Annotated in this window: 22 protein-coding genes; 16 read left to right on the top strand and 6 right to left on the bottom strand. The window is 72.0% G+C overall.

The genetic code is table 11. The features are described 5' to 3' along the window. The first annotated feature begins 27 nt into the window (after positions 1 to 27). The 3 genes from ACSSS0_RS01040 to ACSSS0_RS01030 all read left to right on the top strand — a co-directional run bounded on the left by ACSSS0_RS01040 (position 28) and on the right by ACSSS0_RS01030 (position 2567). Positions 28 to 792 carry a class I SAM-dependent methyltransferase gene (locus ACSSS0_RS01040; RefSeq protein WP_487229720.1) on the top strand — a complete coding sequence of 255 codons (765 nt, stop codon included), beginning with the start codon at positions 28 to 30 and terminating at the stop codon, positions 790 to 792. Between the two features lie 42 nt (positions 793 to 834). Next, positions 835 to 2094, top strand: coding sequence for a DNA polymerase IV (dinB, locus tag ACSSS0_RS01035; protein WP_256792064.1), 1260 nt, complete (start codon positions 835 to 837; stop codon positions 2092 to 2094). 74 nt (positions 2095 to 2168) lie between these two features. Further along, the gene (locus ACSSS0_RS01030) at positions 2169 to 2567 is read left to right on the top strand and encodes a DUF3040 domain-containing protein (RefSeq protein ID WP_435985788.1); all 399 of its coding nucleotides are present in this window, start codon (positions 2169 to 2171) and stop codon (positions 2565 to 2567) included. A 175-nt stretch (positions 2568 to 2742) separates the two neighbouring features. On the opposite strand, the gene ACSSS0_RS01025 is transcribed toward ACSSS0_RS01030, so the two are convergent. Then, positions 2743 to 3231 (bottom strand): DUF456 domain-containing protein, encoded by a 489-nt coding sequence (locus ACSSS0_RS01025; protein ID WP_435985789.1) that lies wholly within the window; start codon positions 3229 to 3231, stop codon positions 2743 to 2745. Between the two features lie 70 nt (positions 3232 to 3301). Beyond that, entirely contained in the window at positions 3302 to 3526 is a 225-nt protein-coding gene (locus ACSSS0_RS01020; protein WP_435985790.1) for a DUF7455 domain-containing protein, read from the bottom strand. Positions 3527 to 3933: 407 nt separating this feature from the next. Here ACSSS0_RS01020 and ACSSS0_RS01015 point away from each other — a divergent pair, with 407 nt between their 5' ends. The 7 genes from ACSSS0_RS01015 to ACSSS0_RS00985 all read left to right on the top strand — a co-directional run bounded on the left by ACSSS0_RS01015 (position 3934) and on the right by ACSSS0_RS00985 (position 11678). Then, on the top strand, positions 3934 to 6066 hold the full coding sequence (locus ACSSS0_RS01015; RefSeq protein WP_487229719.1) for a DNA gyrase/topoisomerase IV subunit B: 2133 nt from the start codon (positions 3934 to 3936) through the stop codon (positions 6064 to 6066). A 274-nt stretch (positions 6067 to 6340) separates the two neighbouring features. Beyond that, positions 6341 to 7462 (top strand): AAA family ATPase, encoded by a 1122-nt coding sequence (locus ACSSS0_RS01010; RefSeq protein WP_487231171.1) that lies wholly within the window; start codon positions 6341 to 6343, stop codon positions 7460 to 7462. A 27-nt stretch (positions 7463 to 7489) separates the two neighbouring features. Continuing rightward, positions 7490 to 8377 carry a DUF58 domain-containing protein gene (locus tag ACSSS0_RS01005; protein WP_435985792.1) on the top strand — a complete coding sequence of 296 codons (888 nt, stop codon included), beginning with the start codon at positions 7490 to 7492 and terminating at the stop codon, positions 8375 to 8377. Next, complete coding sequence (locus ACSSS0_RS01000; RefSeq protein ID WP_487229718.1) at positions 8364 to 8846, top strand: hypothetical protein; 483 nt, start codon at positions 8364 to 8366, stop codon at positions 8844 to 8846. Before ACSSS0_RS01005 ends, ACSSS0_RS01000 begins: the two co-directional genes overlap by 14 nt. Further along, positions 8837 to 9826, top strand: a complete 990-nt coding sequence (locus ACSSS0_RS00995; protein WP_487229717.1) for a VWA domain-containing protein — start codon at positions 8837 to 8839, stop codon at positions 9824 to 9826. The genes ACSSS0_RS01000 and ACSSS0_RS00995 overlap by 10 nt, the downstream gene beginning before the upstream one ends. Beyond that, entirely contained in the window at positions 9823 to 10833 is a 1011-nt protein-coding gene (locus ACSSS0_RS00990) for a vWA domain-containing protein (protein ID WP_435985795.1), read from the top strand. The genes ACSSS0_RS00995 and ACSSS0_RS00990 overlap by 4 nt, the downstream gene beginning before the upstream one ends. Continuing rightward, positions 10830 to 11678 carry a tetratricopeptide repeat protein gene (locus ACSSS0_RS00985; RefSeq protein ID WP_487229716.1) on the top strand — a complete coding sequence of 283 codons (849 nt, stop codon included), beginning with the start codon at positions 10830 to 10832 and terminating at the stop codon, positions 11676 to 11678. Before ACSSS0_RS00990 ends, ACSSS0_RS00985 begins: the two co-directional genes overlap by 4 nt. 22 nt (positions 11679 to 11700) lie before the next feature. Here the strand turns inward: ACSSS0_RS00985 and ACSSS0_RS00980 are convergent, their stop codons facing one another. From ACSSS0_RS00980 to ACSSS0_RS00970, 3 genes are read right to left on the bottom strand one after another with little or no spacing between them, the layout of a single operon-like run. Beyond that, the gene (locus ACSSS0_RS00980) at positions 11701 to 12891 is read right to left on the bottom strand and encodes a ferredoxin family protein (RefSeq protein WP_487229715.1); all 1191 of its coding nucleotides are present in this window, start codon (positions 12889 to 12891) and stop codon (positions 11701 to 11703) included. Next, a complete protein-coding gene (locus tag ACSSS0_RS00975) occupies positions 12888 to 15428 on the bottom strand; it encodes a DNA gyrase/topoisomerase IV subunit A (RefSeq protein WP_487229714.1) in 2541 nt (846 codons plus the stop codon). Before ACSSS0_RS00975 ends, ACSSS0_RS00980 begins: the two co-directional genes overlap by 4 nt. A gap of 53 nt (positions 15429 to 15481) precedes the next feature. Beyond that, positions 15482 to 16105 (bottom strand): nitroreductase family protein, encoded by a 624-nt coding sequence (locus ACSSS0_RS00970; RefSeq protein WP_487229713.1) that lies wholly within the window; start codon positions 16103 to 16105, stop codon positions 15482 to 15484. Positions 16106 to 16160: 55 nt separating this feature from the next. On the opposite strand from ACSSS0_RS00970, the gene ACSSS0_RS00965 reads away from it, so the two are divergent. The 4 genes from ACSSS0_RS00965 to ACSSS0_RS00950 are packed head-to-tail and all read left to right on the top strand — an operon-like array spanning position 16161 to position 21394. Continuing rightward, positions 16161 to 18860, top strand: coding sequence for a bifunctional acetate--CoA ligase family protein/GNAT family N-acetyltransferase (locus ACSSS0_RS00965; RefSeq protein WP_487229712.1), 2700 nt, complete (start codon positions 16161 to 16163; stop codon positions 18858 to 18860). A 59-nt stretch (positions 18861 to 18919) separates the two neighbouring features. Next, the gene (locus ACSSS0_RS00960; protein ID WP_435985801.1) at positions 18920 to 19519 is read left to right on the top strand and encodes a DUF5998 family protein; all 600 of its coding nucleotides are present in this window, start codon (positions 18920 to 18922) and stop codon (positions 19517 to 19519) included. A 10-nt stretch (positions 19520 to 19529) separates the two neighbouring features. Then, positions 19530 to 20690, top strand: coding sequence for an alkaline phosphatase family protein (locus ACSSS0_RS00955; RefSeq protein WP_487229711.1), 1161 nt, complete (start codon positions 19530 to 19532; stop codon positions 20688 to 20690). Between the two features lie 11 nt (positions 20691 to 20701). Further along, positions 20702 to 21394: a thymidine kinase gene (locus ACSSS0_RS00950; RefSeq protein WP_435985803.1), complete on the top strand. Its 693-nt coding sequence runs from the start codon at positions 20702 to 20704 to the stop codon at positions 21392 to 21394. A 155-nt stretch (positions 21395 to 21549) separates the two neighbouring features. On the opposite strand, the gene sepH is transcribed toward ACSSS0_RS00950, so the two are convergent. Next, complete coding sequence (sepH, locus tag ACSSS0_RS00945) at positions 21550 to 23046, bottom strand: septation protein SepH (protein ID WP_487229710.1); 1497 nt, start codon at positions 23044 to 23046, stop codon at positions 21550 to 21552. 149 nt (positions 23047 to 23195) lie between these two features. Here sepH and ACSSS0_RS00940 point away from each other — a divergent pair, with 149 nt between their 5' ends. Together ACSSS0_RS00940 and ACSSS0_RS00935 are read left to right on the top strand one after the other, a co-directional pair. After that, positions 23196 to 23831: a trimeric intracellular cation channel family protein gene (locus ACSSS0_RS00940; RefSeq protein ID WP_487229709.1), complete on the top strand. Its 636-nt coding sequence runs from the start codon at positions 23196 to 23198 to the stop codon at positions 23829 to 23831. 59 nt (positions 23832 to 23890) lie between these two features. Continuing rightward, positions 23891 to 25018 (top strand): ferrochelatase, encoded by a 1128-nt coding sequence (locus ACSSS0_RS00935; RefSeq protein WP_487229708.1) that lies wholly within the window; start codon positions 23891 to 23893, stop codon positions 25016 to 25018. The last annotated feature ends 2 nt before the right edge of the window (positions 25019 to 25020 follow it).

Raw genomic sequence — 25020 nt, 5'->3', positions numbered from 1 at the left:
GTACCACGTTCCCAGACGGAGGATCCCGTGCCCGACGAGCAGCGCCCCCAGCGACGTGGAGGGGTCCGGCCGTCGGCCGTCGTCTCGGCCGTGGGTCGCATCGCCGACGAGTGCTCGCAGCGCCTCGGCCGTCCGCTCGAGGTCCTCGACCTCGGGGGCGGCACCGGCGGCGTCGCCGTCCCGCTCGCCGAGGCCGGTCACCGCGTCACCGTCGTCGACCCCAGTCCCGACGCGCTCGCATCGCTCGCCCGCCGGGCCCGCGAGGCCGGCATCGTCGACCGCATCACCGCGGTCCAGGGCGACGGCGACACCCTCGGCTCCGTCCTGGCCGGGCGTCACGTCGACCTCGCCTGCTGCCACGGCACGCTCGAGTTCGTCGACGACCCCGCGGCCACGCTCCACGCCATCGCGCAGGCGCTGGGCGAGGGCGGTGTCCTGTCACTGCTCGTCTCCGGCCGCCTGTCCGTCGTCTTCGCCAAGGCCATCGCCGGTGAGTTCGGTCAGGCCCGCGCCGCCCTCGTCGACCCGTCCGGTCGCTGGGGGAGCACCGATCCGCTGCCGCGCCGCTTCGACGTCGAGCAGCTCGAGACGCTCCTCGCCGACGCCGGCTTCACCGACGTCCGGGTGCGCGGCACCAACATCCTCGGCCACCTCGTCCCGGCCTCGCTCATCGACTCCGAGGCCGACCGTGTCGCCCTGGCCGAGCTCGACGAGCTGCTCGTCACCGGTCCGGGACGCGAGTTCCTCCGGACCCTCGGCAATGCCCTCCACGTCGTCGCGCGTCGCGACTGACCGCGCTGTCGTGAGCGCGTCGACCCGTCCGGCGGGCCGACGATGAGCCGCCGCCAGTTCACCGCGCCGACCCGAGCCGGCTCCGAGCCGCCCGACGACACCGGCTGCACCGTCCTGCACGTCGACATGGACGCCTTCTACGCGTCCGCCTCGCTCATCTCGCGTCCCGAGCTGCGGGGCCGACCCGTCATCATCGGCGGCGCGAGCGGGCGGTCCGTCGTGCTCTCGGCCACCTACGAGGCCCGAGCCTTCGGGGTCACCTCGGCCATGCCGATGGCCCGGGCCCAGCGGCTGTGCCCGCAGGCGGTCATCATCGAGCCCGACCACCGCCGCTACGCGGCCATCTCCGAGGCCGTCATGGCGACGTTCGCGACGATCACCGACAGCGTCGAGCCCCTCTCGCTCGACGAGGCCTTCCTCGACGTCTCCGGGGCCGTACGCCGCCTGGGCCGTCCGACGCAGATCGCCGAGCAGCTGCGTGACACGATCGCCGACGAGCAGGGCATCACCTGCTCGGTGGGGGTGGCCTCGACGAAGTTCGTCGCCAAGCTCGCCTCCAACCTCGCCAAGCCCGACGGGCTCATCGTCGTGCCGCGCGAGGAGGTCGTCTCGTTCCTGCACCAGCTGCCCGTCGGTGCGATCTGGGGTGTCGGCGACAAGACCGAGGAGCACCTGCACCGCCTCGGCCTGCGCACCGTCGCCGACCTCGCGCACACGCCCGTCGAGACCCTCCAGCGAGCCCTCGGCGACGTCGCCGGCCGCAGCCTGCACGACCTCGCGTGGGGTCGTGACCCCCGGTCCGTCGTGCCGGAGCGACGCGAGAAGTCGATCGGCGCCGACGAGACCTTCGCGCACGACATCGACGACCCCGTCCGCATCCACCGTGAGCTGCTGCGCCTCGCCGACCGCACCGCGGCCCGGGCCCGGTCCGCCGGGATGACGGGACGCACCGTGTCGATCAAGGTCCGCTTCGCCGACTTCACGACGATCACCCGCGCCAAGACCCTGCGCCACCACACCGACGTGTCCCGCGACATCTTCGCGACGGCACGCGAGCTCTACGACCGGCTCGGCCTCCAACGCGCCCGCATCCGGCTCGTCGGCGTCCGCCTCGAGGGACTCGTCCCGTCGGCCGTCGCCCCCATCCAGGCCACCCTCGACGAGCCCGAGCACGGGTGGCGCGAGGCCGACCGCGCGGTCGACCGGGCGAGCGCCAGATTCGGTGCCGGGTCGGTGCGTCCAGCATCACTGATGCCTGACCGACCCTCGGGTTCCCAACGCGGTCGGCGCGACCTATCCTGAGGGAAAGAAGTCCGCGTCGGCCGTTTCCGACATACGATTCGGGCACAGTCGATTTCGCACCAGGGAGGTGCCCGGTGGCACTCTCGGAACACGAGGAAGCACTCCTCCAGCAGATGGAGGAGGCCCTCTACGCCGAAGACCCTCGATTCGCGTCGCGGATCGAGAAGACGAAGTCACGCGGTCTCGGCCGTGGGCGCCTCGTCGCCGGCGTGGTCGCAGCTGTCGTCGGTCTCGCCCTCGTGGTCTTCTCGGCGATGAGCAGCAGCATCTGGCTCGGTGCGGTCGGGTTCGCCATCATGGTCGCGGGCATCGTCTACGCGATCACTCCGTCCAAGACCAAGCTCGCCGCCGTCGCCAGCGACGGCACCACCAAGCCGCGGGCCGGCAAGGCCAAGGCCGCCTCGGCCAAGCAGGCCAGCTTCATGGAACGCCTCGAGGAGCGGTGGGAGAAGCGGCGCCGCGACCAGTGGTGACGCGTCGCTGACCGGCTCCGGCCACCCGCACAGACAAGGACCCTGACGTATGCGTCCGGGTCCGTCGTCATGTCCGTGGCCCGTTCGGGCCCGTCACGGGGGCAGCGCGCCTGACCTCAGGGCGGCCTCAGGGCGGCCTCAGGGAGGTCCCAGCGAGAGGGCTCAGCGAGAGGGCTCAGGGGCGGGTGGCGTAGACCCCGAGAGCCCACGTCGCGATCATCGCGAACGCCGTCACGAGCTCGATGCCGATGTTGAGGGCCACCGCCCGCAGGGCCTGCGTCGTCGCGTGCCAGGCCGGGGCGTGGGCGCGGTGCTTGACCCGCTCGAGGACGTAGATCGTCAGGACGAAGCCCAGCGGCGCGCCCACGACGGGCACGACGAAGAACCCCACCACGGCGACGGCCAGCGCCACCGCGACGATGACCCCGTCGACGCCCGCGGTCTTCATCCGGCGCCCGGGGACGAGGTACTGCGCGACGAGGCCCACGGCATACAGCAGGGTCGAGATGCCGAGGACGAGCCAACCCGGCCCGTCCTGACGTTCGAACGCCCAGACGAGCGTCGCTCCCCACACCAGGAGCAGTCCAGGGAGCACCGGGACGACGATGCCGACGGTGCCCACGAGCATCGCGAGGAGAACGAGGACGTTCGTCGCAGTGATCACGGGGCAGCCGTCGGCGGCGTGCGGATCAGGATGGGGTCAGGAGGGGCCGGGTCGGAGATCGCCTCTGGACTCAGTGTTCGTCCACGGGAGAAGATCCCGGGACCTCGGTGAGTCGTTCCGTCTCGTCACGGATGTCGAGAGCCTTGTCCTTCAGCGCCGGGAGGTGCTCCCGTCCGTGGTGCGCGCAGAAGAGCAGCTCTCCGCCGGAAACGAGGCGGGCGCGGATGTAGGCCTGAGCCCCACATCGGTCGCAGCGGTCAGCAGCAGTCAGTTCGGGTGCCAGTGCTGTCGTCATCGTATTTCGCCTCTTTCCTCCCTCGGGGGTCCCCCGGAGGGAAACCCTGCCATGTACCTACGACGCCCGATCGGTCCATCGGGTGGACCTCTCGCGCCTCGTGGACGTTCCAACAGTGAATCACGTCGAAACCTTCCCGATGGTGAGGCTCGGTAACTGAGACGCCCGTCGGACCAACATCGTTACGTGTCAGTGATTCGCCGCGCCGCCCAGATACGGATTGGTGAGGTGCTCCCGGTGGGGCCCGCGGGGCTGTCGGGGAATCGTGTCCGGGTCGTCCGTGAGGTCGGTCGCCCGGGGCCCAGCGAGCCTCCCGGGAGCGGTCGGTGGCGGTGACTAGGCTTCCCCTGCCAGCCCTCCACAGCCCGACCGCTGGCCGCACACCGACGGAAAGAGAACGACACACCGTGGCCTCCGCCTCACGACCCGCTCCCTCCGGCAACGGCGACTACACCGCCCGCCACCTCCAGGTCCTCGAGGGCCTCGAGGCCGTGCGCAAGCGCCCCGGCATGTACATCGGCTCGACCGACCAGCGCGGCCTCATGCACTGCCTCTGGGAGATCATCGACAACGCGGTCGACGAGGCCCTGGCCGGCGTGTGCACCGACATCGAGGTCATCCTCAGCGGCGACGGGTCCATCGAGGTCCGCGACAACGGCCGAGGCATCCCCGTCGACATCGAGCCCCGCACGGGCCTGTCCGGCGTCGAGGTCGTCTTCACCAAGCTCCACGCGGGCGGCAAGTTCGGTGGCGCGTCGTATGCCGCAACCGGTGGCCTCCACGGCGTCGGCGCGTCCGTCGTCAACGCCCTGTCCGCGCGGCTCGACGTCGCGGTCGACCGTGGCGGCAAGACGTACGGCATGAGCTTCCGGCGCGGCGAGCCCGGCACCTTCGGTGACCGCACGGCGATCCACTCGCCCGACTCGGAGTTCACGCCCTACGAGAAGAAGAGCGCGCTGCCCGTCGTCGGCAAGGCCAAGCGGGGCGTCACCGGCTCGCGCGTGCGCTTCTGGCCCGACCGGCAGATCTTCCTCAAGGACGCCGAGCTCGACTACGACGCCATCCTCGGTCGTGCCCGCCAGACCTCCTTCCTCGTCCCCGGGCTGCGCCTCGTCATCCGCGACGAGCGGCGCCTCAAGGGCACGCCCGGCGAGGAGGGCCCCATCGAGGAGGTCTTCCAGCACGACGGCGGCATCGCGGACTTCGTCGAGTTCCTCGCGCCCGACACCCCGATCACCGACGTGTGGAAGCTCGAGGGCTCCGGCACCTTTACCGAGACCGTCCCGGTTCTCGACGTCAACGGGCACATGACGCCGACCGAGCTCGAGCGCGAGTGCGCCGTCGAGGTCGCCCTGCGTTGGGGCCAGGGCTACGACACGAGGGTCCAGTCCTTCGTCAACATCATCACGACGCCCAAGGGCGGCACGCACGTCACCGGCTTCGAGCAGTCCATCGTCAAGGTGTTCCGCAAGCAGCTCGAGGTCAACGCCCGGCGGCTCAAGGTCGGCAACGACAAGCCCGAGAAGGACGACATCCTCGCCGGCATGACGGCCGTCGTCACGGTGCGCCTCGCCGAGCCGCAGTTCGAGGGGCAGACCAAGGAGGTCCTCGGCACCAACGCCGTGCGCGCCATCGTGGCCAAGGTCGTCGAGAAGGAGCTGACCGACCGCCTCACGTCGACCAAGCGCGGCGACAAGGCGCAGGCCGCACTGCTGCTCGAGAAGGTCGTCTCCGAGATGAAGTCGCGCATCAGCGCGCGCCTGCACAAGGAGACCCAGCGTCGCAAGAACGCCCTCGAGAGCTCGACGCTGCCCTCGAAGCTGCGCGACTGCCGCACCACCGACGTCGAGCGCTCCGAGCTGTTCATCGTCGAGGGCGACTCGGCCATGGGCACCGCCAAGGAGGCCCGCAACTCCGAGTTCCAGGCGCTGCTGCCGATCCGCGGCAAGATCCTCAACGTCCAGAAGGCGTCGGTCTCCGACATGCTCAAGAACGCCGAGTGCGCCTCGATCATCCAGGTGATCGGTGCGGGCTCGGGCCGCAGCTTCGACCTCTCCGCCGCCCGCTACGGCAAGGTCATCATCATGACCGACGCCGACGTCGACGGGGCGCACATCCGCACGCTGCTGCTGACGCTCTTCTTCCGCTACATGCGTCCTCTCGTCGACGCCGGTCGCGTCTACGCCGCCATGCCGCCGCTGCACCGGCTCGAGGTCATCAACGCCGGCGCCAGGAAGAACGAGCTGATCTACACCTTCAACGAGCCGGAGATGCGCCGCACGCTCGCCCGCCTCGAGAAGTCGGGCAAGAGGATCAAGCAGCCGATGCAGCGCTACAAGGGCCTCGGTGAGATGGACGCCGACCAGCTCGCCGACACGACGATGGACCCACGTCACCGCACGCTGCGCAAGGTGACGATGCGCGACCTCGAGACCGCCGAGCGCGTCTTCGAGCTGCTCATGGGCAACGAGGTCGCCCCGCGCAAGGACTTCATCATCGAGTCCGCGGCCGAGGTCGACCGCGAGCGGATCGACGCCTGACGGGAGCGTTAAGGGCCCCCGGAGCGTCCGTGGGGTGACGGGACCACCGGCGCGGCACAGCCAGCCGTGCTTACGATGTGTCCCTGCCGGCGCGACTCCCTCCGCCGGTACGCGTCGAGAAGGGGAATCGATGGTGGGCAACGTCAACGCCGAGGAGTCGGTCGCCGACGGCCAGCAGGCCCAGGCCGACGGTGAGACCTTCACCGTCGCGCTCCCGGGCACGGCAGGCCACGCGCAGGACGGTCCGGTTGCACCCGCCCAGGACGGGCACGTGATGGGCGTCCCGAACGTCCCGGACGACGCGGCCGTCCCCGACGAGCCGGAGCAGCTCTCTGGCTCGCCCGCCGCCCCCGACGAGGACGTCGCCGTGGCCGGCATCGACACGGCTCCGGACCGCACCGCCCCGGCCCCGACGCGCTACCTCACCCCCGAGGAGCTGCACTGGGCCGGCGAGACCATCGAGGCCATCTCGACGGCGTTCGCCTCGAAGGTCGTCGGCCAGGCACGACTGCAGGAGACCCTCCTCATCGCGCTGCTGACCGGGGGCCACGTCCTCCTCGAGAGCGTCCCGGGACTGGCCAAGACGACGGCCGCACAGACGATCGCGCAGGCCGTCGGTGGCAAGTTCCATCGCATCCAGTGCACCCCGGACCTGCTGCCGAGCGACATCGTCGGCACGCAGGTCTACAACCAGCACTCCGGCACGTTCGAGACCCAGCTCGGCCCCGTCCACGCCAACTTCGTGCTCCTCGACGAGATCAACCGCAGCAGCGCCAAGACGCAGTCGGCGATGCTCGAGGCGATGCAGGAGCGCCAGACCTCGATCGGCGACAAGAGCTACGCCCTGCCCGACCCGTTCCTCGTCCTCGCGACCCAGAACCCCATCGAGCAGGAGGGCACCTACCCGCTGCCCGAGGCGCAGATGGACCGCTTCATGCTCAAGGACGTCCTCGACTACCCGTCACCGGCGGAGGAGGCCGAGGTGCTGCGGCGCATCGACTCCGGGATCTTCCTCACGGCGTCCGAGCCGGTCGTGTCCGTCGCCGACGTCAAGCGGCTGCAGGCGCTCGTCGGCCGGGTCTACATCGACCCGGCCATCGTCAACTACGTCGTCGGCATCGGCTACGTCACGCGGCACCCGCGCGACTACATCGAGCCGCGCCTCGCCGGCTACGTCGACTTCGGCGCGAGCCCGCGTGCGAGCATCGCCTTCACGAGCGCCGCGCGGGCCCGTGCCCTCGTCGACGGCCGCAACCACGTCGTCCCCGACGACGTCAAGGCACTGACGCACCGGGTGCTGCGGCACCGGGTGACGCTCGGCTTCGAGGCGGCGGCCGACGAGGTGGCCGTCGAGAGCATCATCGACGCGATGGTCAACGGGATCCGCACCCCCTGACCGGGGGAGCCGGACGAGAGACGCGACATGCCGACGACGCTGCTGACCAGGGTGAAGAGCAAGCTCTTCGTCCATGCGCGCCGCAAGTCCCGCAGCCTCCTCGAGGGCGAGTACGCCTCCGTCTTCCACGGCCGCAGCCTCGACTACGACGACCTGCGCGACTACGTCCCGGGTGACGAGGTGCGTGACATCGACTGGCGGGCCACCGCCCGCAGCCAGTCGCCGCTCGTCAAGCGCTACGTGGCGACGCGCAAGCAGAACGTCATGCTCGTCATCGACACCGGCCGCGGGATGGCGGCCTCGACCCGCAGCGGCGAACCGAAGAAGTCGGTCGCCATCGCGGCGGCGGGCCTCGTCGGCTACCTCGCGCAGCGCCACGGAGACCTCGTCGGGCTCGTCCGCGGCACCGCCGGCTCGACGGTGGCGCACGACCTGCGTGGCTCCGAGGCGCACCTCGAGCTGCTCCTGCGGGCCGTCGACGCCGCGACCGTCCTCGACGGCGACCAGAGCAACCTCGCGACGCAGCTGCGCTGGATCGTGCGCAACGTCCGGCGCCGGCTCGTGCTGCTCGTCGTCGCCGACGACAAGGAGCTCGACCCGGCCCTCGACGAGCTGCTGCGCCGGCTCCACGTGCAGCACGAGATCCTCTGGATCACCGTCGAGGACGCCGACCCCACGGCCATCGAGGGGGACCGGACGGCATACGACGTCGCCGACACGTACACCCTGCCGACGCTCGTGCGGCTCGACCCGCGGGTGCGCGCGGCGTATGCCGCGTCGGTCGCCGAGCGCGTGCTGCGCACCACCGAGCTGCTCGACCGCCGCGGGATCAACCACGCGCGTCTCGGCTCGTCCGACGAGGTCGTCGCCACGGTCTTCGCCCTGCTCGAGAGGCAGCGCCGTGCGCGCCGCTGACGCCCCGCCGCCGGGCTTCTACGCCCCCGACCCGTATGCCGCGACGTGGCTCTGGATCGGCATCGGCGCCCTCGCCCTCGTCGCCGCCTGGTACGCCTGGGTGTGGTGGTCGACCCGCGAGAAGAAGGTCGTCGTCCCGCCGCGCATCACGTCGGACCGGCTGACCCGCCTGCGTGCCGACTACACGCGGCAGATCGACCTCGTGCTCGACCGAGCGGCTGCCGGCGAGATCAGCCAGCGCCGGGCGCACCAGCAGCTCAGCGTGCTCGTGCGCCACTTCGTCCAGGAGGTGTCGGGGATCCACGCGCCGACGATGACGCTCACCGAGCTCAACGCGACGGGGTCCCGGCTGACGCCCGTCTCGGAGGTCGTCGGCTCGCTCTACCCGGGTGAGTTCGGGCCGCGTGAGACGGCGACCCTCGTCGGGGCCGGCAGCGTCGCCAAGCAGGTGGTGGCGCGATGGAGCTGAACGGGCTCGACCTCAAGTGGCCCGGGGTGCTCGGCCTCGGGACGCTGCTCGCGGCACTGCTCGCGTATGCCGTCTACCGCCTCATGTCCCGACGCCAGGCTCGCGCGTCGGCGGCGGTCGCCAACTCGACCGCGCTGACCGAGCTGCCGGAGTACCGCCGGGCGCTGCGCCTGCACCGGATCCGGATGGCGGTGCTCGCCTCGAGCGCCGTGCTCCTCGGTGGGGCAGCGCTCGTCGGCGCGGCCCGACCGCTCGACACCACCATCGACAAGCCGCAGACCCGCAGTCGCGACATCATGCTGTGCCTCGACATCTCCGGCTCGATGGCTGCCTACGACGCGACGCTCGTGTCGACGTTCAAGACGCTCGTGTCGAGCTTCCAGGGCGAGCGCATCGGCCTCGTCATCTTCAACTCCTCGGCCGCCACGGTCTTCCCGCTCACCGACGACTACGACTTCATCAACGGGGAGCTCGACTCGGCCGGCCGCGCGCTGACGGGCGACCCGGAGTACGACTCCTTCTTCGCCGGCACCTTCAACGGCCGCGGCACCTCCCTCATCGGTGACGGCCTCGCCACGTGCGTCTCGAGCTTCGACAAGGTCGACCTGCAGCGCGCCCGCTCGGTCGTCTTCGCCACCGACAACCACCTCGCCGGGCGGCCGATCATCGACGTCGACGAGGCGGGGGAGCTGGCCAAGGCCAAGGGCGTGCGCGTCTACGGGCTCAACCCGGAAGAGGACGGGGCCGACGATGAGGCGGTGGAGATGCGCGACATCGTCACCGGTACCGGCGGCCGCTACTTCGCGATGAGCGACCAGGCAGCCATCAAGGGCATCGTCGACGCGGTCCAGGCCCAGGAGGCGACGCTCATCGACGCGGCCTCCCGCGCCCTCTACTCCGACAACCCGACACTGCCGATCACGCTCGCCGGGATCGGGCTCATCGGCGTCATCGGTGCGAGCCGGAGGTGGGCGTCGTGACCCTCCTGCCCGTCGCCCCGTGGCCCGTGCTGCTCGTCCTCGTCGTCGGGGCGCTCGCCGCCGTGTGGTGGAACCCCTCGTCGCGGGCGGTGCCGGGGGAGTCGCGGGCGACGCACTGGCGCCTCACGGCTGCGGTCGTGCTCCTCGGGATCGCCGCGTTGCGCCCGGCGGTGCCGGGCGAGCAGGTCGACACCACGGCCGCCAACCTCAACGTCTACTTCGTCGTCGACACGACGAGCAGCATCATCGCCGAGGACTACGGCGACGGACGTCCGCGCATCGAGGGCGTCTCCTCGGACATCTCGGCCATCGCCGCGTCCCTGCCGGGCGCCCGCTACTCCGTCGTGACGTTCGACCAGGAGGCGCGGGTGCGCCTGCCCCTGACGACCGACACGACAGCCCTCGACGCCGCGGTCGAGACGTTGCTCCCCGAGTCCTACGAGGTCTCCAGGGGCACGTCGGTGAGCGAGGCCAACACCCGCCTCAAGACGCTGCTCCAGCAGGCCGACGCGCGCACCCCCGAACGCGGACGCGTCGTCTTCTACTTCGGCGACGGGGAGCAGACGGCGCAGGACCCTCCCGCGCCCTTCGACGTCGACAAGCGGCTCATCAACGGCGGAGCGGTCCTCGGGTACGGCACGACCGAGGGCGGCCGGATGAAGGCCACGCGGTCCCGCTTCGACACGACCCGCGACTACATCAAGGACCCCGCGACCGGTGAGGACGCCAGGTCGGTCGTCAGCGAGGACACCCTGCGCACGATCGGCGACCAGCTCGGCCTGACCTACCTGCACCGAGAGGCGGGCGACGCCATCGGCCCCGCCGTCGACGGCATCGACCTCGAGCGCTTCGGCACGAGCGAGCAGATCGAGAAGCAGAAGGTCATCGCCCGTCGCGAGCTCTACTGGCCGCTCCTGCTCGGAGTGGCCGGGATCGCCGCGTGGGAGGTCGGCGCCGGCATCACGGCGCTCGTCCAGACCCGCCGCCGGAGGGAGACCCGCCCATGACGCTCCTCGACGAGCGGCCCGCACGCGCGGACGACGTCCCCGACGAGGGCGTACGCCGCCGCTTCCGACTGCGCCGACGTGACCGTCGTCCCCTGCCGCCACACCTCCGCCGGCGCCGCAGGCGCCTGCTGCTCGCCTCCGCTCCCGTCGTCGTCCTGCTCGTCCTCGTGGCGATCAGGCTGGTCTCGCTCAACCTCGTGCACGCGCAGACGCTCGACGCCTACGAGGCCGGCGACAAGCCCCGCACGCAGACCTGGGGTGAGCGACAGGGATGGGTCAACGTCGTCGAGCAGTTCCGTTCGCCCTTCGCGATCGGTGACGCCCACGTCCTCTCGGGACACTTCGAGCTGGCCCGTCCGTGGTTCGAGCAGGCCTTCGAGCAGGTGCCCAAGGGCGGGATCGACGACTGCAAGGTGCGGGTCAACCTCGGCCTCACCTACGAGGCCCTCGGTGACGCGGCCAAGGCGCGCGAGCGCACCGACGAGTGGAAGCAGTACTACGACAAGGGCATCACCATCACGAAGGAGCGCCCACCGCTCTGCGAGGCTCCCGAAGGTGGCCAGACCGGGGAGCAGCTGCAGCAGGCGCAGCAGCGGATGGAGGAGAAGAACTCCGACGCGCCGCCCCAGGACCAGCAGCCGCCCGACAACCCCCAGCCGCAGCCCGGCCCGGGCCAGCAGCCCGCTCCCACGCCGGATCCCGGGAACACGCCGAGCCAGGAGGAGCAGGACTACCTCCAGGAGCAGCAGCGCCAGAACACCATCGAGCGCAACCAGCAACAGCAGCAGGGCAACGACGACACGGTGCCGGGCGACGGGTCGCAGACCGTGCCGAAGCCCTGGTGAGAGGGCCCGTCGAGGTGCCGGGCTAGAACCACGCCTCGAGGATCGTCGCCCGGTGCTCCATGACCTCGATCGCCTTCTTGCCGCACGACTCGGGTCGGGTGCGACCGACCGGCTCGCGCGTGACGCGCACGTGCCAGCGGCGCCCGTCGGCATGGGTGACGGTCACGTCCCAGCCGCCGTCGGCGGGCTCCGGGGCGTCGGCCCAGAGGGCGTCGAGGCGGGTCTCGCCGGTCTCGGCGCGGACGTGCGACTCGGCGCACTGCGAGGGACCGGTCACGCCGGAGCGGCCCCGGTCGTGGAGCGGGCCGAGCAGCTCGGCCGGCAGGTGCCCGGTCTCGCTCGCGCCGAGGAGCCACTCGCAGGCCCGCTCGTCGAGGCGCGCGAACGTCTGGCCCCAGGGCAGGAGGACGGCGGTCGGCGCGAACCGGTGACCGCCGGTGTGCGACACCTCCCACGCCCGACCGGGAGCGACCCGCGCGGCGTGCGCCGCGAGGGGACGTCCGCGGACGGCGCAGCAGACGTCACGGCGACCGTTGGTGCACACGAGCAGAGTCGGCTCAGCGTGTCGTGAGCCGAGGAGCGAGGCCTGCACCAGCGCGCGGCTGCCGCGGGCGAGGGCACCCCAGTCGAGGCCGAGCAGGTCGCCGAGCTCGTCGACCTCGGACGTGAGGAGCCAGGCGTCCTCGGGCCGCGCACCGGCGTGCGCGACGAACACGTGGCGTGGGCCGTCGTGCGCCGGGTGGCCTCCCGGGCGCCGAATGAGCATGAAACGCCCGCCTGCCCGGCTCGTGCGGCCCTCCAGCTCGGTCCCGAGCTCCCGGTCGAGGTGTGACTCGCGGGCCGCGTCGCGGCCCCACGGGCCGGACTGCTCGACGATGACGAAGAAGCGCGCCGTCGCCGCGGTGCCGTAGGCACTCGTGCCGTCGTGGTCCCACAGGACCGAGCACGCGTCGGACGCAGGAGTGCCGTAGCCCGTCGTCGCCGGGTGCTCGGCGTGCTCGGGCTCGACGGGCTCGACGGGCTCGGTGTGCTCGGGCCCTGTGGGCCCGGTGGGCTCGGTGTGCTCGGGCTTGGCGTGTTCCGGGTCGTCTCGTGGCGCGGGATCTCCTGAGACGGCGTCGACGACCGACGCCACCGTCGCGGATGCGGCAGCCGTGGCCGCCGCGGCGACGGCGGCAGCACGTCGGGCGGCCTTGCCACCTGGCGGCGTCACGCGTCGCCTCCGTCGGTCGGCGCGCTGTCACCGGTGCCGGCGTCCGGGGCGGCGTTGGCCCCCGGCTCCGGGTCCGTCGACTGGGTCGTGGCCGGTGGGGCCGCGACGTGCGCGATGACCGCGGTCGTCGGCACGCCGGAGCCGTCGCGGCGCCCGTCGGCGGTGGGCAGCTCGATCGCGACACCGTTCGCGGCGGCAGCGCGGGCCGGGGTGTTGCCGGCGAAGGCGAGCACGAGCGTGTCCTCGCCCTTGAGGAAGCGATGGCAGCGGACGCCGCCGGTCGCTCGCCCCTTCGCGGGGTACTCGGCGTACGGCGTCACCTTGAGCGACCCGCCCTCGGTGCCGGGCAGCGCACCCGACGAGCCGGACGACGTGACGACGACACCCTCGCGGGCCGGGTCGGCGACGCCGAAGAAGGCCACCCGGGCGCCGGCGGCGAGCTTGATGCCCGCCATGCCCCCGGCGCTGCGTCCCTGGGGCCGCACCGTCCGGGCCGGGAAGCGGAGCAGCTGGGCGTCGGTGGTGACGAAGACGAGGTCGAGGTCGTCACGGTCGGCGACACCGGCCCCGACGACGCGGTCGCCGTCCTTGAGGCTGATGACGTCCCAGTCGTTGCTCTTCGGGGCCTCGTTCGTCACACGCTTGACGACGCCGGCAGCGGTGCCGAGGGCGACGAAGGGAGCGTCGGCCCCGATGGGCACGATCGTCACGGGCTCCTCGCCCTTGCCGAGGTCGACGTAGGCGGCGAGCGGCGCACCCCCAGACAGCGTGGGGGCCCCGTTGGTCGGTGGGAGGGTCGGCAGGTCGAGCGCCGAGAGGCGCACCATGCGCCCGGCGCTCGTGACGAGACCGAACTCGCCTCGGGCGGTCGTGCGGACGGCGCCGACGACGACGTCGTGCTTGGCGCGCGAGCCCTCGGCGGTGACCGGTTCGGCCGTGCCGGTCCGTGCCAGCAGGCCGGTCGAGCTGAGGAGCACCCAGCACGGGTCGTCCGCGATCTCGAGCGGCGAGGCGGCCGTCGCCGTCGCGCTGGCGCCCGAGCTCTCGAGCAGCACCGTGCGGCGCGGGGTGCCGTGCGCCTTGGCGACGTCGGCGAGCTCGGTCGACACGAGCTTGAGGAGCAGCTTCTCGTTGTCGAGCAGGGCCCGCAGCTCCTCGATGGCGCGCTCGAGCTCGGTCTTCTCGTTCTCGAGCTCGATGCGCGAGAACTTCGTGAGGCGGCGCAGCTGGAGGTCGAGGATGTAGGTGGCCTGCAGGTCGGACAGGTCGAAGACGTCCATGAGCCGGGACTTGGCGGTGGCCGCGTCGTCGGAGCTGCGGATGACCTGGATGACCTCGTCGATGTCCATGATCGCGATGAGCAGGCCCTCGACGAGGTGCAGCCGCTCCTCGCGTTTGGCCAGGCGGTGGGCGGTGCGTCGGCGCACGACGTCGGTGCGGAAGTCGACGTAGACCTTGAGGAGGTCCTTCAGGCCCATGGTGCGCGGCTGGCCCTCGACGAGCGCCACGTTGTTGATGCCGAAGTTCTCCTCCATCGGCGTCAGCTTGTAGAGCTGCTCGAGGACGGCGTCGGGGTTGAAGCCGTTCTTGATCTCGATGACCAGACGCAGGCCGTTCTGGCGGTCGGAGAGGTCCTTGAGGTCGGCGATGCCCTGCAGCTTCTTGCCCTGGACGAGGTCCTTGACCTTGTCGATGACCTTCTCGGGCCCGACGAGGTAGGGCAGCTCGGTGACGACGATCCCCTTGCGCCGGGCCGTGATCGACTCGATGCGTGCCGTCGCCCGGGTGCGGAAGCTGCCACGCCCCGTGAGGTAGGCGTCGCGGATGCCCTCGAGCCCGACGATCTTGCCGCCGCACGGCAGGTCGGGCCCGGGGACGAACTTCATGAGGTCCTCGAGCGAGCACGTCGGGTTGGCGATGAGGTGCCGTGCGGCGCCGATCACCTCGACGAGGTTGTGCGGGGGCATGTTCGTGGCCATGCCGACCGCGATGCCGGCCGCGCCGTTGACGAGGAGGTTGGGGTAGGCCGCGGGCATGACCCCGGGCTGGAGCTGGGTGTCGTCGTAGTTCGGGACGAAGTCGACGGTGTCCTCGTCGAGCCCGGCCACCATGAGGAGCGCGGCGTTGGCCATGCGCGCCTCGGTGTAGCGGGCCGCCGCCGGCCCGTCGTCCAGCGAGCCGAAGTTGCCGTGCCCGTCGACGAGGGGGAGTCGCAGGGTGAAGGGCTGCGCCATGCGAACGAGGGCGTCGTAGATCGCCTGGTCGCCGTGCGGGTGGTACTTGCCCATCACCTCGCCGACGACGCGCTGGCTCTTGACGTGGCCGCGGTCGGGCCGCAGCCCGAGCTCGTTGGCGCCGTACAGGATCCGTCGCTGGACGGGCTTGAGCCCGTCCCGGGCGTCGGGCAGCGCCCGGCTGTAGATGACGCTGTAGGAGTACTCGAGGAAGGCGTTCTGCATCTCCTCCTCGACGTCGATGCCGACGATCTTCTCCTCGAAGTCCTCCGGTGGAGGCGGGGGGGTCTTTCCACGGGCCATGCCGGGTGGTGCTCCTTGCCGCTAGCGGGTGAACACCCCATCTTCGCGCAGGGTCATGACACGTCCTCACCTGCCACGCCGAAGCGGCCCCAGTGGGACACCTCGCGGCCGGTGCGCCGGTGCCGCCGCAGGCTCGGGCTCCGGGGGCCCGGGACGGCATACCCGATGGACACGACCCCGACGATGCTGCGGCTGGTGGGGATGCCGAACGCCTCGTGGACGGCGGCGTGGCGCTCCGGCGGCACCCCGAAGAAGAGGCTGCCGAGGCCCTCGTCGGTGGCGGTCAGCAGGATGAGGAGCGAGGCCATGCCCGTGTCGACGTCCCAGTAGGGCACCGGCCAGCGCGCCTCGTCACGGTCGGTCCAGCCCTTGTCGGGTGCCGCGTAGCGCTCGAGGTAGGCGTCCTTGTGCGAGAGGCACAGCACGAGCACCGGAGCGGCGCGTATGCCGTCCAGCCAGGGGTCGCTCGCAGCGCCGGGCTCCGTCGTGGCCGCCCAGAAGGCGTCGCGCTCGGGCGGGCTCGTCAGCACGACGAAGTCCCAGCCCTGGCTGAATCCGGCGCTGGGGGAGCGAACCGCGTTGTCGAGGCAGCGCTCCACGACCTCGCGCGGCACCTCCCGGTCGGGGTCGTAGCGGCGGACCATGCGTCGGGAGCGGACGACGTCGGTGAACTCCATGCGCCCACACTCCCATCTCCCGGGGTCGTGCAGCCCGACGTGACACGATGAGGGCATGGAGGGTGGCGAGCTCAGCGACGACACCGGCGCGATCGAGCGGGTCTCGGCGCAGGCCACGGGTGCCCCCGTCGAGTGGGAGGCGGACGTCGTGCTCCGGGACGGCACCGTGGCGCACATCCGGCCGATCACCCCAGACGACGCGGACGGCATACGCCACTTCCACAGCCTCCAGTCGGCGGAGTCGATCTACCTGCGCTTCTTCGCCCCGCTGCGCGAGCTGAGCGCCCGGGACCTCTACCGCTTCACGCACGTCGACCACCACGACCGGGTCGCCCTCGTCGCGACGCTCGACGGCGAGATCATCGGCATCGGCCGCTACGACCGCATCGACCCGACCTCGGCCGAGGTCGCCTTCAACATCTCGGACCACTTCCAGGGCAAGGGCATCGGCTCGGTCATGCTCGAGCACCTGGCCGCCATCGCGCAGGAGATGGGGATCAACCGGTTCGTGGCCGAGGTCCTGCCGCAGAACCGCAAGATGCTCACCGTCTTCAAGGAGGCGGGCTACGAGGTCACGCACCACATCGAGGACGGCGTCGTCGAGGTCTCCTTCGACATCTCGCCGACCGAGCAGAGCAAGGCCGTCCAGCTCTCGCGGGAGCACCGGGCCGAGTCCCGCAGCATGCACACGATCCTCTTCCCGGAGCGCGTCGCGATCATCGGCGCGAGCCGGCGGGAGGAGTCGATCGGCGCCCTCGTCATGCGCAACATCCTGGCCGCCGGCTACCAGGGCGAGCTCTACCCGATCCACCGGGTGGCCGACCGGATCCAGGGCCTCACCGCCTACCCGAGCATTTACGACGTGCCGGAGCCCGTGGACCTCGCCATCGTCGTCGTCCCGGCTGCGCAGGCCATCGAGGTCGTCAAGGACTGCGGCAAGGCCGGTGTCAAGGCGCTCCTGGTCCTCTCAGCCGGCTTCGCCGAGGCGGGCGAGGAGGGAGTTCGCCTGCAGGAGAAGCTGCGTCGTCGCGTGCGCCGCGCCGGGATGCGCATCGTCGGCCCGAACAGCTTCGGCCTCATCAACAACGACCCGTCGGTACGCCTCAACGCCACGCTCGCGTCCGTCATCCCCCAGTCCGGTCGCCTCGGTCTCTTCGCCCAGAGCGGTGCGCTCGGCGTCGCGGTGCTCGCCTCGGCGGCCCGGCGCGGCCTCGGCATCTCGGTGTTCGCGTCGGCCGGCAACCGCGTCGACGTCTCGGGCAACGACCTCATGCAGTACTGGATCGACGACCAGGAGACCGACACCGTCGGCCTCTACCTCGAGTCGATGGGGAACCCGCGCAAGTTCTCCCGCATCGCCCGGGCGCTCGCGGCGGTCAAGCCCGTCGTCGTCGTGAGCTCGGGGGTCTCGAGCTTCGCCGCCCCGCCCGGGCACCGCACCCGCGTCACCAACGTGCCCCCGCAGGCGTTCGACGCGCTGCTGCGCCAGGCCGGTGTCATCCGCGTGGAGAACGTCCACCAGCTCTTCGACGTCGCCCAGCTGACCCTGCACCAGCCGCTGCCGAAGGGTGACCGCGTCGCGATCGTCGGCAACTCCGACGCCCTGGGCGCCCTGAGTGCGAGTGCCTGCGTCAGCTGGGGCCTGCGGGTGACGCACGGCCCGGTCTCGCTGCCGCCGCAGGCGTCGGCCGAGGAGTTCGCCGCCGCGCTCGACGCCGCCTTTGCCGATCCCGAGGTCGACAGCGTCGTCGCCGCCTTCATCCCGCCGCTCGTGACGCAGGACGAAGAGGTGCACATGGCGGTCCGCACCATCGTTGCCGACCACGAGAAGCCGTGCGTCGCAACGTTCCTCGGCATGCGCGGAGTCGGTGACGGGCTCTCCTACGATCAGCACGGCATCCGGCGGTCGGTGCCGGCGTACTCCATGCCCGAGGACGGCATCCGGGCGCTCAACGCCGTGACGCGCTACGCCCTCTGGCGCCAGCGCGACCGCGGCACCCAGGTCGCGCCGGTCGGCATCGACCGGCTCCGCGCCGAGGCGCTCCTCGACGGCTACCTCGCGGACAGCCCCGACGGGCGCGCGCTGACGCGCGAGGAGGCGCGCGAGCTGCTCGGGGCCTACGGCATACGCGGCTGGCCCGCTGTGGAGGTCGCGGGCGTCGACGCCGCCGTGGCTGCCGCCGAGGAGCTGACCTACCCCGTCATCCTCAAGTCGACCTCGCCGGTCGTGCGCCACCAGCCCGGCCTCGTCGGGGTGCGCGGCGACCTCGTCGACGCCGAGGCCGTCCGCGACGCGTACACGTCCCTGACCCAGCGGCTCGGGCCCCTGGGAGCCGACCGGTTCGTCGTGCAGCGCATGGCCGTCCCCGGCGTCTCGTGCGTCATCCGCGCGAGCGAGGACCCGCTCTTCGGTCCGGTCGTCAGCTTCTCCGTCGCCGGGCCTCCCACCGAGCTGCTCGGCGACGTCGCGCACCGCATCCCGCCGCTGACCGACGTCGATGTCACCGACCTCATCGACAGCGTCAAGGCCGCGCCCCTGCTCAGCGGGCACCGGGGTGCGGCACCGGTGCACCGCGCGGCGCTCGCCGACCTCATCGCGCGGCTGTCGGTGCTCGCGGACGACCACCCCGAGCTGTCCTCGGTCGAGCTCAACCCCGTCAACGCCTGGACCGGCGGGGTCGACGTGCTCGGCGCCGAGGTCGTCGTGCGACCCGCCCTCGTGCGCAAGGACCCCGGGCGCCGACGCATGACCTGACGCCGCACGGTGTGGACCGCTGGGAGGGGTCATTCTCTCGCTGGTGCAAGGATGGGGGCATGCGACGCGTCACCACGGGCACCGGTCGGGCCCTTCCCGAAGACCTCACCGAGGCGATCACCCGAGCCGGCTACTACCCCTCGCTCGTCTGCGACGTCGTCGAGTCGGCGATCGCCGACGACGAGGTCGTCTCGCACCTCGTGCACCAGGAGACGACCTTCGACCACGAGACGGTGCGCCGTCACGTCACCGTGCTCGTCGTCACGCCGCAGCGGCTCGTCATCGCTCACGCCGACGACCACGCCGAGTCTGAGGACAAGCTGATGGCGACGGCCACGACCGAGACGGTGCCGCTCGCCGCCGTGCGCGGCGTCATGCTGACCCATGTCGTGGCGCAGCCCGACACGTTCACGCCGGGCACCCACGGCCGTGACCTGACCCTGACGCTCGGCTGGGGCGCCGTGAGCCGGCTCGACATGATCCCCGCCGCCTGCGGCGACCCCGACTGCACCGCCGACCACGGCTTCGAGGGGACCATCGCCTCCGACGACATCTCGCTGCGCATCAGCTCGGCGGCCGACGGCGAGGACGCCGTGGGCCGCGCGATGAGCTTCGCCCGGGTGCTCTCCGCGAGCATCGGCGGCGGCACGGCGCACTGACGCGCGCGCCGTGGCCGACGACGTGACCACCCACGCCGCCACGCCGACCGACTGGTCGGCGGGCACCCTGGCATCGGTGCTCCCGTCGGTCGCCGACCGTCTCGGGGTGCCGCGGTATGCCGGCCGCGACGTCTTCGACCTGCCCGCGGTGCCGCGCACCGTCGTCGTGCTCGTCGACGGGCTCGGTCACGACCTGCTGCGCCAGCGCAGCGGCCACGCGCCCTTCCTGCGCAGCCAGCTCGGCACCGCCCACCGGGTGCCGTGCGGCTTCCCGACCACGACGGCGACGTCGATGGGGACCTTCGGCACGGGCCTGCCGCCGGGCTCCCACGGTCTGGTGGGCATGCAGGTGCTCGACCCCGCCACCGACCGGCTGCTCAACGAGCTGTCCTGGGAGGACGGTCCCGACCCTCGGGCCTGGCAGCCGAACGAGACGGTCTTCGAGGCCGCCGAGAACGCCGGCGTCTCGGTGACCATGGTGGGTCCGCACTACTTCGACGGCTCGGGCCTGACCACCGCCGCCCTGCGCGGCGGTCGCTTCCGGGCCGGGCGCACGCTCGACGACCGCGTGTCCGCCACGGCCTCCGCGGTGCGGGCGACGCCGCGTGCCCTCGTCTACCTCTACTGGGGCGAGGTCGACAAGATCGGCCACGTGCACGGCTGTCAGTCGTGGCAGTGGGGCGACGAGGTCGAGTCGGTCGACGCCGCGCTCCGGCAGCTCGCCGCGCGCGTCCCGGACGACACGTCGATCGTCGTCACGGCCGACCACGGCATGGTCGACGTCCCCTTCCACGACCGCATCGACCTCGTGCACGAGCCGGAGCTCATGGCTGGCGTGCGCCATCTCGGCGGTGAGCCGCGCAACCTCCAACTCTACGCCGAGGCCGGCGCCACCGATGACGTCGCGGCTGCGTGGGCGGCCCGGCTCGGTGACCGGGCGCGCATCCTCACCCGTGAGCGCGCCGTCGACGAGGGCTGGTTCGGCCCCGTGCGCGCGGGTGTCGAGGGCCGGATCGGCGACCTCCTCGTCGTCACGGAGGGCTCCTTCGCCGTCGTGCACTCCGGCCTGATGCGGCGGGAGGTGGTCGCGCTGCTCGGTCTGCACGGCTCGACGAGCGACGCGGAACTCGCCGTGCCGGTGGTCGTGGTGCCACCCCGCCGGGGCGCCTAGGGTGGTGCCTCGTGGCTGAGCTCGTCTTCTTCTCCGGGACCATGGACTGCGGCAAGTCGACCCTCGCCCTCCAGATGGACCACAACCACGGCGCGCGGGGCCGTGTCGGGCTCATCTTCACCAAGATGGACCGCGCCGGCGCCAACGTCCTCAGCTCGCGGCTCGGCCTGTCGACGGGTGCCCTCGAGGTCCGCGACGACCTCGACTTCTGGGAGGCGATCGTCGACCGGGCCACGGCGGGCACCCGCATCGACTACCTCATCTGCGACGAGGCTCAGTTCTACACCAGTGACCAGGTCGAGCAGCTCGCGCGGATCGTCGACGAGATGGACGTCGACGTCTTCGCCTTCGGCATCACGGCCGACTTCCGCACCGAGCTCTTCCCCGGCAGCAAGCGGCTCATCGAGCTCGCCGACAAGGTGCAGGTGCTCCAGGTCGAGGCGCTGTGCTGGTGCGGCCGTCGCGCGACGACCAACGCCCGCGTCATGGACGGCGTCATGGTCGTCGAGGGAGAGCAGGTCGTCGTCGGCGACACGAAGCCCGGCACGACCGGGCTCGTCGAGTACGAGGTGCTCTGCCGCCGGCACTACATGCGCCGGATGACCTCGCACGCGGCCCGGGCCGCCGCGATCTCGCCCGAGGTGCTGCCCTTCGACCTCGACGTCTGCCCGCTGCCGCCGCTGCCCATCACGCAGGCCGACTGAGCGCCACGTCCCCAGCCGAGGGCGTATGCCGTCCGGCGAGCTCTCGGGCCCGCCCACCCGGGTGCCGCGGCCCCCGACTGGTCGGTGCCAGGGCCGGGTGGGGGACGGTGCGTGTCGTGGCCCCGAATGGTTGCGGGGGAGGCGCTGGGTGGCCGTCAGTCGTTCTTGCGGCCGAACATGATGTCGTCCCAGCTCGGCACGCTCGGCCGTCCGGACTTGCGCGCCGGTGGAGCCGGGCGGGGGACCGGCTTGGCCTCCGGCGCGGCTGCCCGCTGCTCGACGACGTCGTAGCCGTCGTCGTCGGGCTCACCGGACTCGTCGCGATCTTCGGCTGCGGGGGAGGACTCGCCCTTCCCGGCGGGGACGCGTGACAGTCGCCGGGAGTCCTCGCGGCGGTGCACGGCCGGCCGCAGCGGCTCCTCGACGGGCTCCGACGGCGACCGGTCCGTCGGGTCGTCGGCGACGTCAGGGGCGTCGTCGAGGTCTACACCCTGACGGCGGTGCTGATCGAGCTCGGCCGCCGACTCGCTGACGGCCTCGGCCGCCGGCTCGGGCTCGCCAGCAGACTCACGCTCGGGCTTGCGGATCAGGTCAGCGGGGTCGGAATCGGGTGCAGGCTCCGCCGGGTCCGGACCCGGGTCCGGGGCGGCGGTCGACTGCTGCTCCGGCGCCTGTCGCACGGGCTGGGTGGGCTCGGTGCGCCGTGCCTTGCGGCGGGCGGCGTCGACCCCGACGCGCTGCTCGACGGAGCCGGTCTTGACGACCTCGGGGTCGTCCTCGGGGTGCGTGTGCGCCGGCGGCGGCAGCTCGTCGCGTGGGTCGCCGGCGAGCTCCTGCAGCGGCAGGGCCTCCTCGGGCGCCTCGTCGAGACCGGGGACCTCGGTGGACTTGGGACGGCGGCGACGACCGCGCTGGGCGCTTCGTTCGCGCATGGCGGCCATGAGGTCGACGGTCTCGCCCTCGCGGCGGCGCATCGTGGCCGCGCCGACCCCACCCTCGGCCTCGACGTCGTAGACGCGGCTCGGACGGTTGGAGGCGCTGAGGTGCGGGGCCGGGATCGGGCCGGGAGCCTGCTGGTCCTCGTCCTCGCTGAGCCAGCGGGCCTCGTCGTCGACGGCCGAGATGGTGCGGGCGAGCGGGTCGTACTGCCAGGCGGCCTCGCGCTCGCGACCGCCGGCGGTGAAGAGCAGCAGGACGGTCCAGGCGCCCTTGTCGGTGCGACGGGAGTCCCAGCGCGCTGTCACGGAGTCGATCTCGCGGGTGCGCAGGCGCTCGGTGACCCGCGCGTCGAGGGTGGGAGCCGCGCCGTGGGATCCGCCGCGCGGGCGCAGCCGGACCTGGCGGGCGAGGCCGGCGACGTGCTCGCGCTCGGCGAGGATCGGACCCTCGTAGCGGTGGACCTTCTCGACGGTCCAGCCGGCGCGCTCGGCGACCTCCTCGGCCGTCATGCCCGCCCGGATCATCGCCTGGACGTCCTTGGGCCGCAGGCCGCCCGAGATCTCGATCTGGAGCTGGCCGAGCCGCGGCCGATCGCGCCGCACCGCAGCGCGGAGCGAGTCGTCGAGCGGGACGGAGAAGCGGTTGCCCTCGTCGTCGGCCAGCAGCAGGTGCAATCCGTCCTCGTGGACGCCGACGAGCCTGAGGTGCTGCATGGGTGGGTCTCCCGGTACCGAGTCTGCGTGGTCCTGCCGTGAAGGGTGCGCCGGTCGCTGGTGCCGGCCGGTGCGCCGTGCTGTCGAGCATGCCACCGGCCCGGGTGGCACCAAAGCGACCACGCCGCACGGGTACCGTTTGCTCTGGCATGCCTACCTCTTTCGCGTCCGCGCAGCTCGCCCTCGACCTCGTCGGCGTGTTCGTCTTCGCGCTCTCCGGTGGCCTCGTGGCCGTCAAGAAGCGCTTCGACCTCTTCGGGGTGCTCGTGCTGGCCTGCGCTGCGGCCCTCGGCGGCGGCATCGTGCGCGACCTGCTCATCGGCGACATCCCGCCGGTCGGCATCAGCGACTGGCGGCTGCTGACCGCCGCGGCGCTCGGCGGCCTCGTCACGTTCCTCTTCCACCCGGGCGTCGAGCGCATCACCCGCTTCGTCCGCGTGCTCGACGCCGCCGGCCTCGGCGCCTTCGCCGTCGCGGGCAGCCTCAAGGCCGTGACGACGCTCGGGGTCTCGCCCATCGCGGCCGTCCTCGTGGGCGTCATCACGGCGGTCGGGGGCGGGGTCGTGCGCGACCTGCTGGCGGGACAGGTGCCCGAGGTGCTGCGCCGCGAGCTGTATGCCGTCCCGGCCATGCTCGGCTCGATCCTCGTCGTCGTGGCCGCCCAGCTCGGGTCGCTCCAGGACTGGGTGCTCTGGACCGCCGCGGGTCTGGTCTTCGCCCTCCGGATGCTCGCCGTCCGCCTCGACCTCAACGCCCCGACCCCGTTGCGCTCCAACCCGACCTGACGACGGCGCACCACGGCCCTGGCCCCTCGAAACCCTGCTCACCCACCGATGGCGGAGACATGACACCAGACGCAGCACCGACGCCCGACCAGCCCCAGCCCTCGCCGCTCGAACCGTACGACGCCGTGATCCTGCTCGGCTTCGGCGGTCCCGAGGGCCCCGACGAGGTCATGCCCTTCCTGCGGCGCGTCACCGCCGGCCGGGGCATCCCGGACGAACGTCTCGAGGCCGTCGGCGAGCACTACCACCACTTCGGTGGCCGCAGCCCGATCAACGACCAGAACCGGGCGCTCATCGCGGCCCTGCGCGCCGAGCTCGACGGGCGCGGCATCAGCACACCGATCGTCTGGGGCAACCGCAACAGCGAGCCGTTCATCGACGACGCCCTGCGCGAGAGCCACGCGGCCGGGCACCGACGCGTCGTCGCCCTGACGACGAGCGCGTACTCGTGCTACTCCTCCTGTCGCCAGTACCGCGAGAACCTCGCCGACGCCGCCGCCACGGTGGCCGAGGACGGCATCGAGCTGCAGATCGACAAGGTGTCGCAGTACGCCCGGCGCCCCGGGTTCGCCGCGGCCAACGCCGGCGAGCTCGTCCGGTCCCTGCGGGCGCTCGACGGCGCGCCGGACGCGGAGATCGCGCTGCTCTTCGTCACGCACTCGATCCCCGACGCCATGGACGACACGTCCGGTCCCGGCGACGGGGAGGGCAACCTCTACCAGCGCCAGCACCTGGCGCTCGCGTCGCAGCTCACCGAGGAGGCCAACCGCGTCCTCGGCCGCGACCTCACGGGTGAGCTCGTCTTCTGCTCGCGCTCGGGCCCGCCCACCCAGCCGTGGCTCGAGCCCGACGTCAACGACCGGATGCGCGAGCTCGCGGCGGCCGGGATCCGCACCGTCGTCACCGCTCCGATCGGCTTCGTCAGCGACCACATGGAGGTCGTCTACGACCTCGACACCGAGGCGCAGGAGACGGCCGACGAGCTGGGCCTGACCCACGTGCGCGTCCCGACGGTCGGCACGGACGAGGTCTTCGTCCGAGACCTCGTCGACGCCCTGCTGGAGCGCGCGGCGGAGGCCCGCGGCGAGGACGTGCCGCAGTTCGAGGGTCGGATGCCCTCGGTGTGCGCACCCGGCTGCTGTCCCAACCTGCGCCAGGCCCGCCCGGCCCTCTGCGGCAGCGACTGAGG

It is taken from the genome of Terrabacter sp. R4-6, assembly GCF_057529065.1.
Note: the sequence above shows the minus strand (reverse complement) of the source record. Positions and strands in the feature narration are given on the sequence as shown.

Coding starts and splice junctions, on each gene's coding strand:
- dinB (WP_256792064.1), top strand. CDS start 835: ATGAGCCGCCGCCAGTTCACCGCGCCGACCCGAGCCGGCTCCGAGCCG.
- ACSSS0_RS01020 (WP_435985790.1), bottom strand. CDS start 3,526: ATGACGACAGCACTGGCACCCGAACTGACTGCTGCTGACCGCTGCGAC.
- ACSSS0_RS01010 (WP_487231171.1), top strand. CDS start 6,341: ATGGGCGTCCCGAACGTCCCGGACGACGCGGCCGTCCCCGACGAGCCG.
- ACSSS0_RS01005 (WP_435985792.1), top strand. CDS start 7,490: ATGCCGACGACGCTGCTGACCAGGGTGAAGAGCAAGCTCTTCGTCCAT.
- ACSSS0_RS00995 (WP_487229717.1), top strand. CDS start 8,837: ATGGAGCTGAACGGGCTCGACCTCAAGTGGCCCGGGGTGCTCGGCCTC.
- ACSSS0_RS00985 (WP_487229716.1), top strand. CDS start 10,830: ATGACGCTCCTCGACGAGCGGCCCGCACGCGCGGACGACGTCCCCGAC.
- ACSSS0_RS00975 (WP_487229714.1), bottom strand. CDS start 15,428: ATGGCCCGTGGAAAGACCCCCCCGCCTCCACCGGAGGACTTCGAGGAG.
- ACSSS0_RS00970 (WP_487229713.1), bottom strand. CDS start 16,105: ATGGAGTTCACCGACGTCGTCCGCTCCCGACGCATGGTCCGCCGCTAC.
- ACSSS0_RS00965 (WP_487229712.1), top strand. CDS start 16,161: ATGGAGGGTGGCGAGCTCAGCGACGACACCGGCGCGATCGAGCGGGTC.
- ACSSS0_RS00960 (WP_435985801.1), top strand. CDS start 18,920: ATGCGACGCGTCACCACGGGCACCGGTCGGGCCCTTCCCGAAGACCTC.
- sepH (WP_487229710.1), bottom strand. CDS start 23,046: ATGCAGCACCTCAGGCTCGTCGGCGTCCACGAGGACGGATTGCACCTG.
- ACSSS0_RS00940 (WP_487229709.1), top strand. CDS start 23,196: ATGCCTACCTCTTTCGCGTCCGCGCAGCTCGCCCTCGACCTCGTCGGC.
- ACSSS0_RS00935 (WP_487229708.1), top strand. CDS start 23,891: ATGACACCAGACGCAGCACCGACGCCCGACCAGCCCCAGCCCTCGCCG.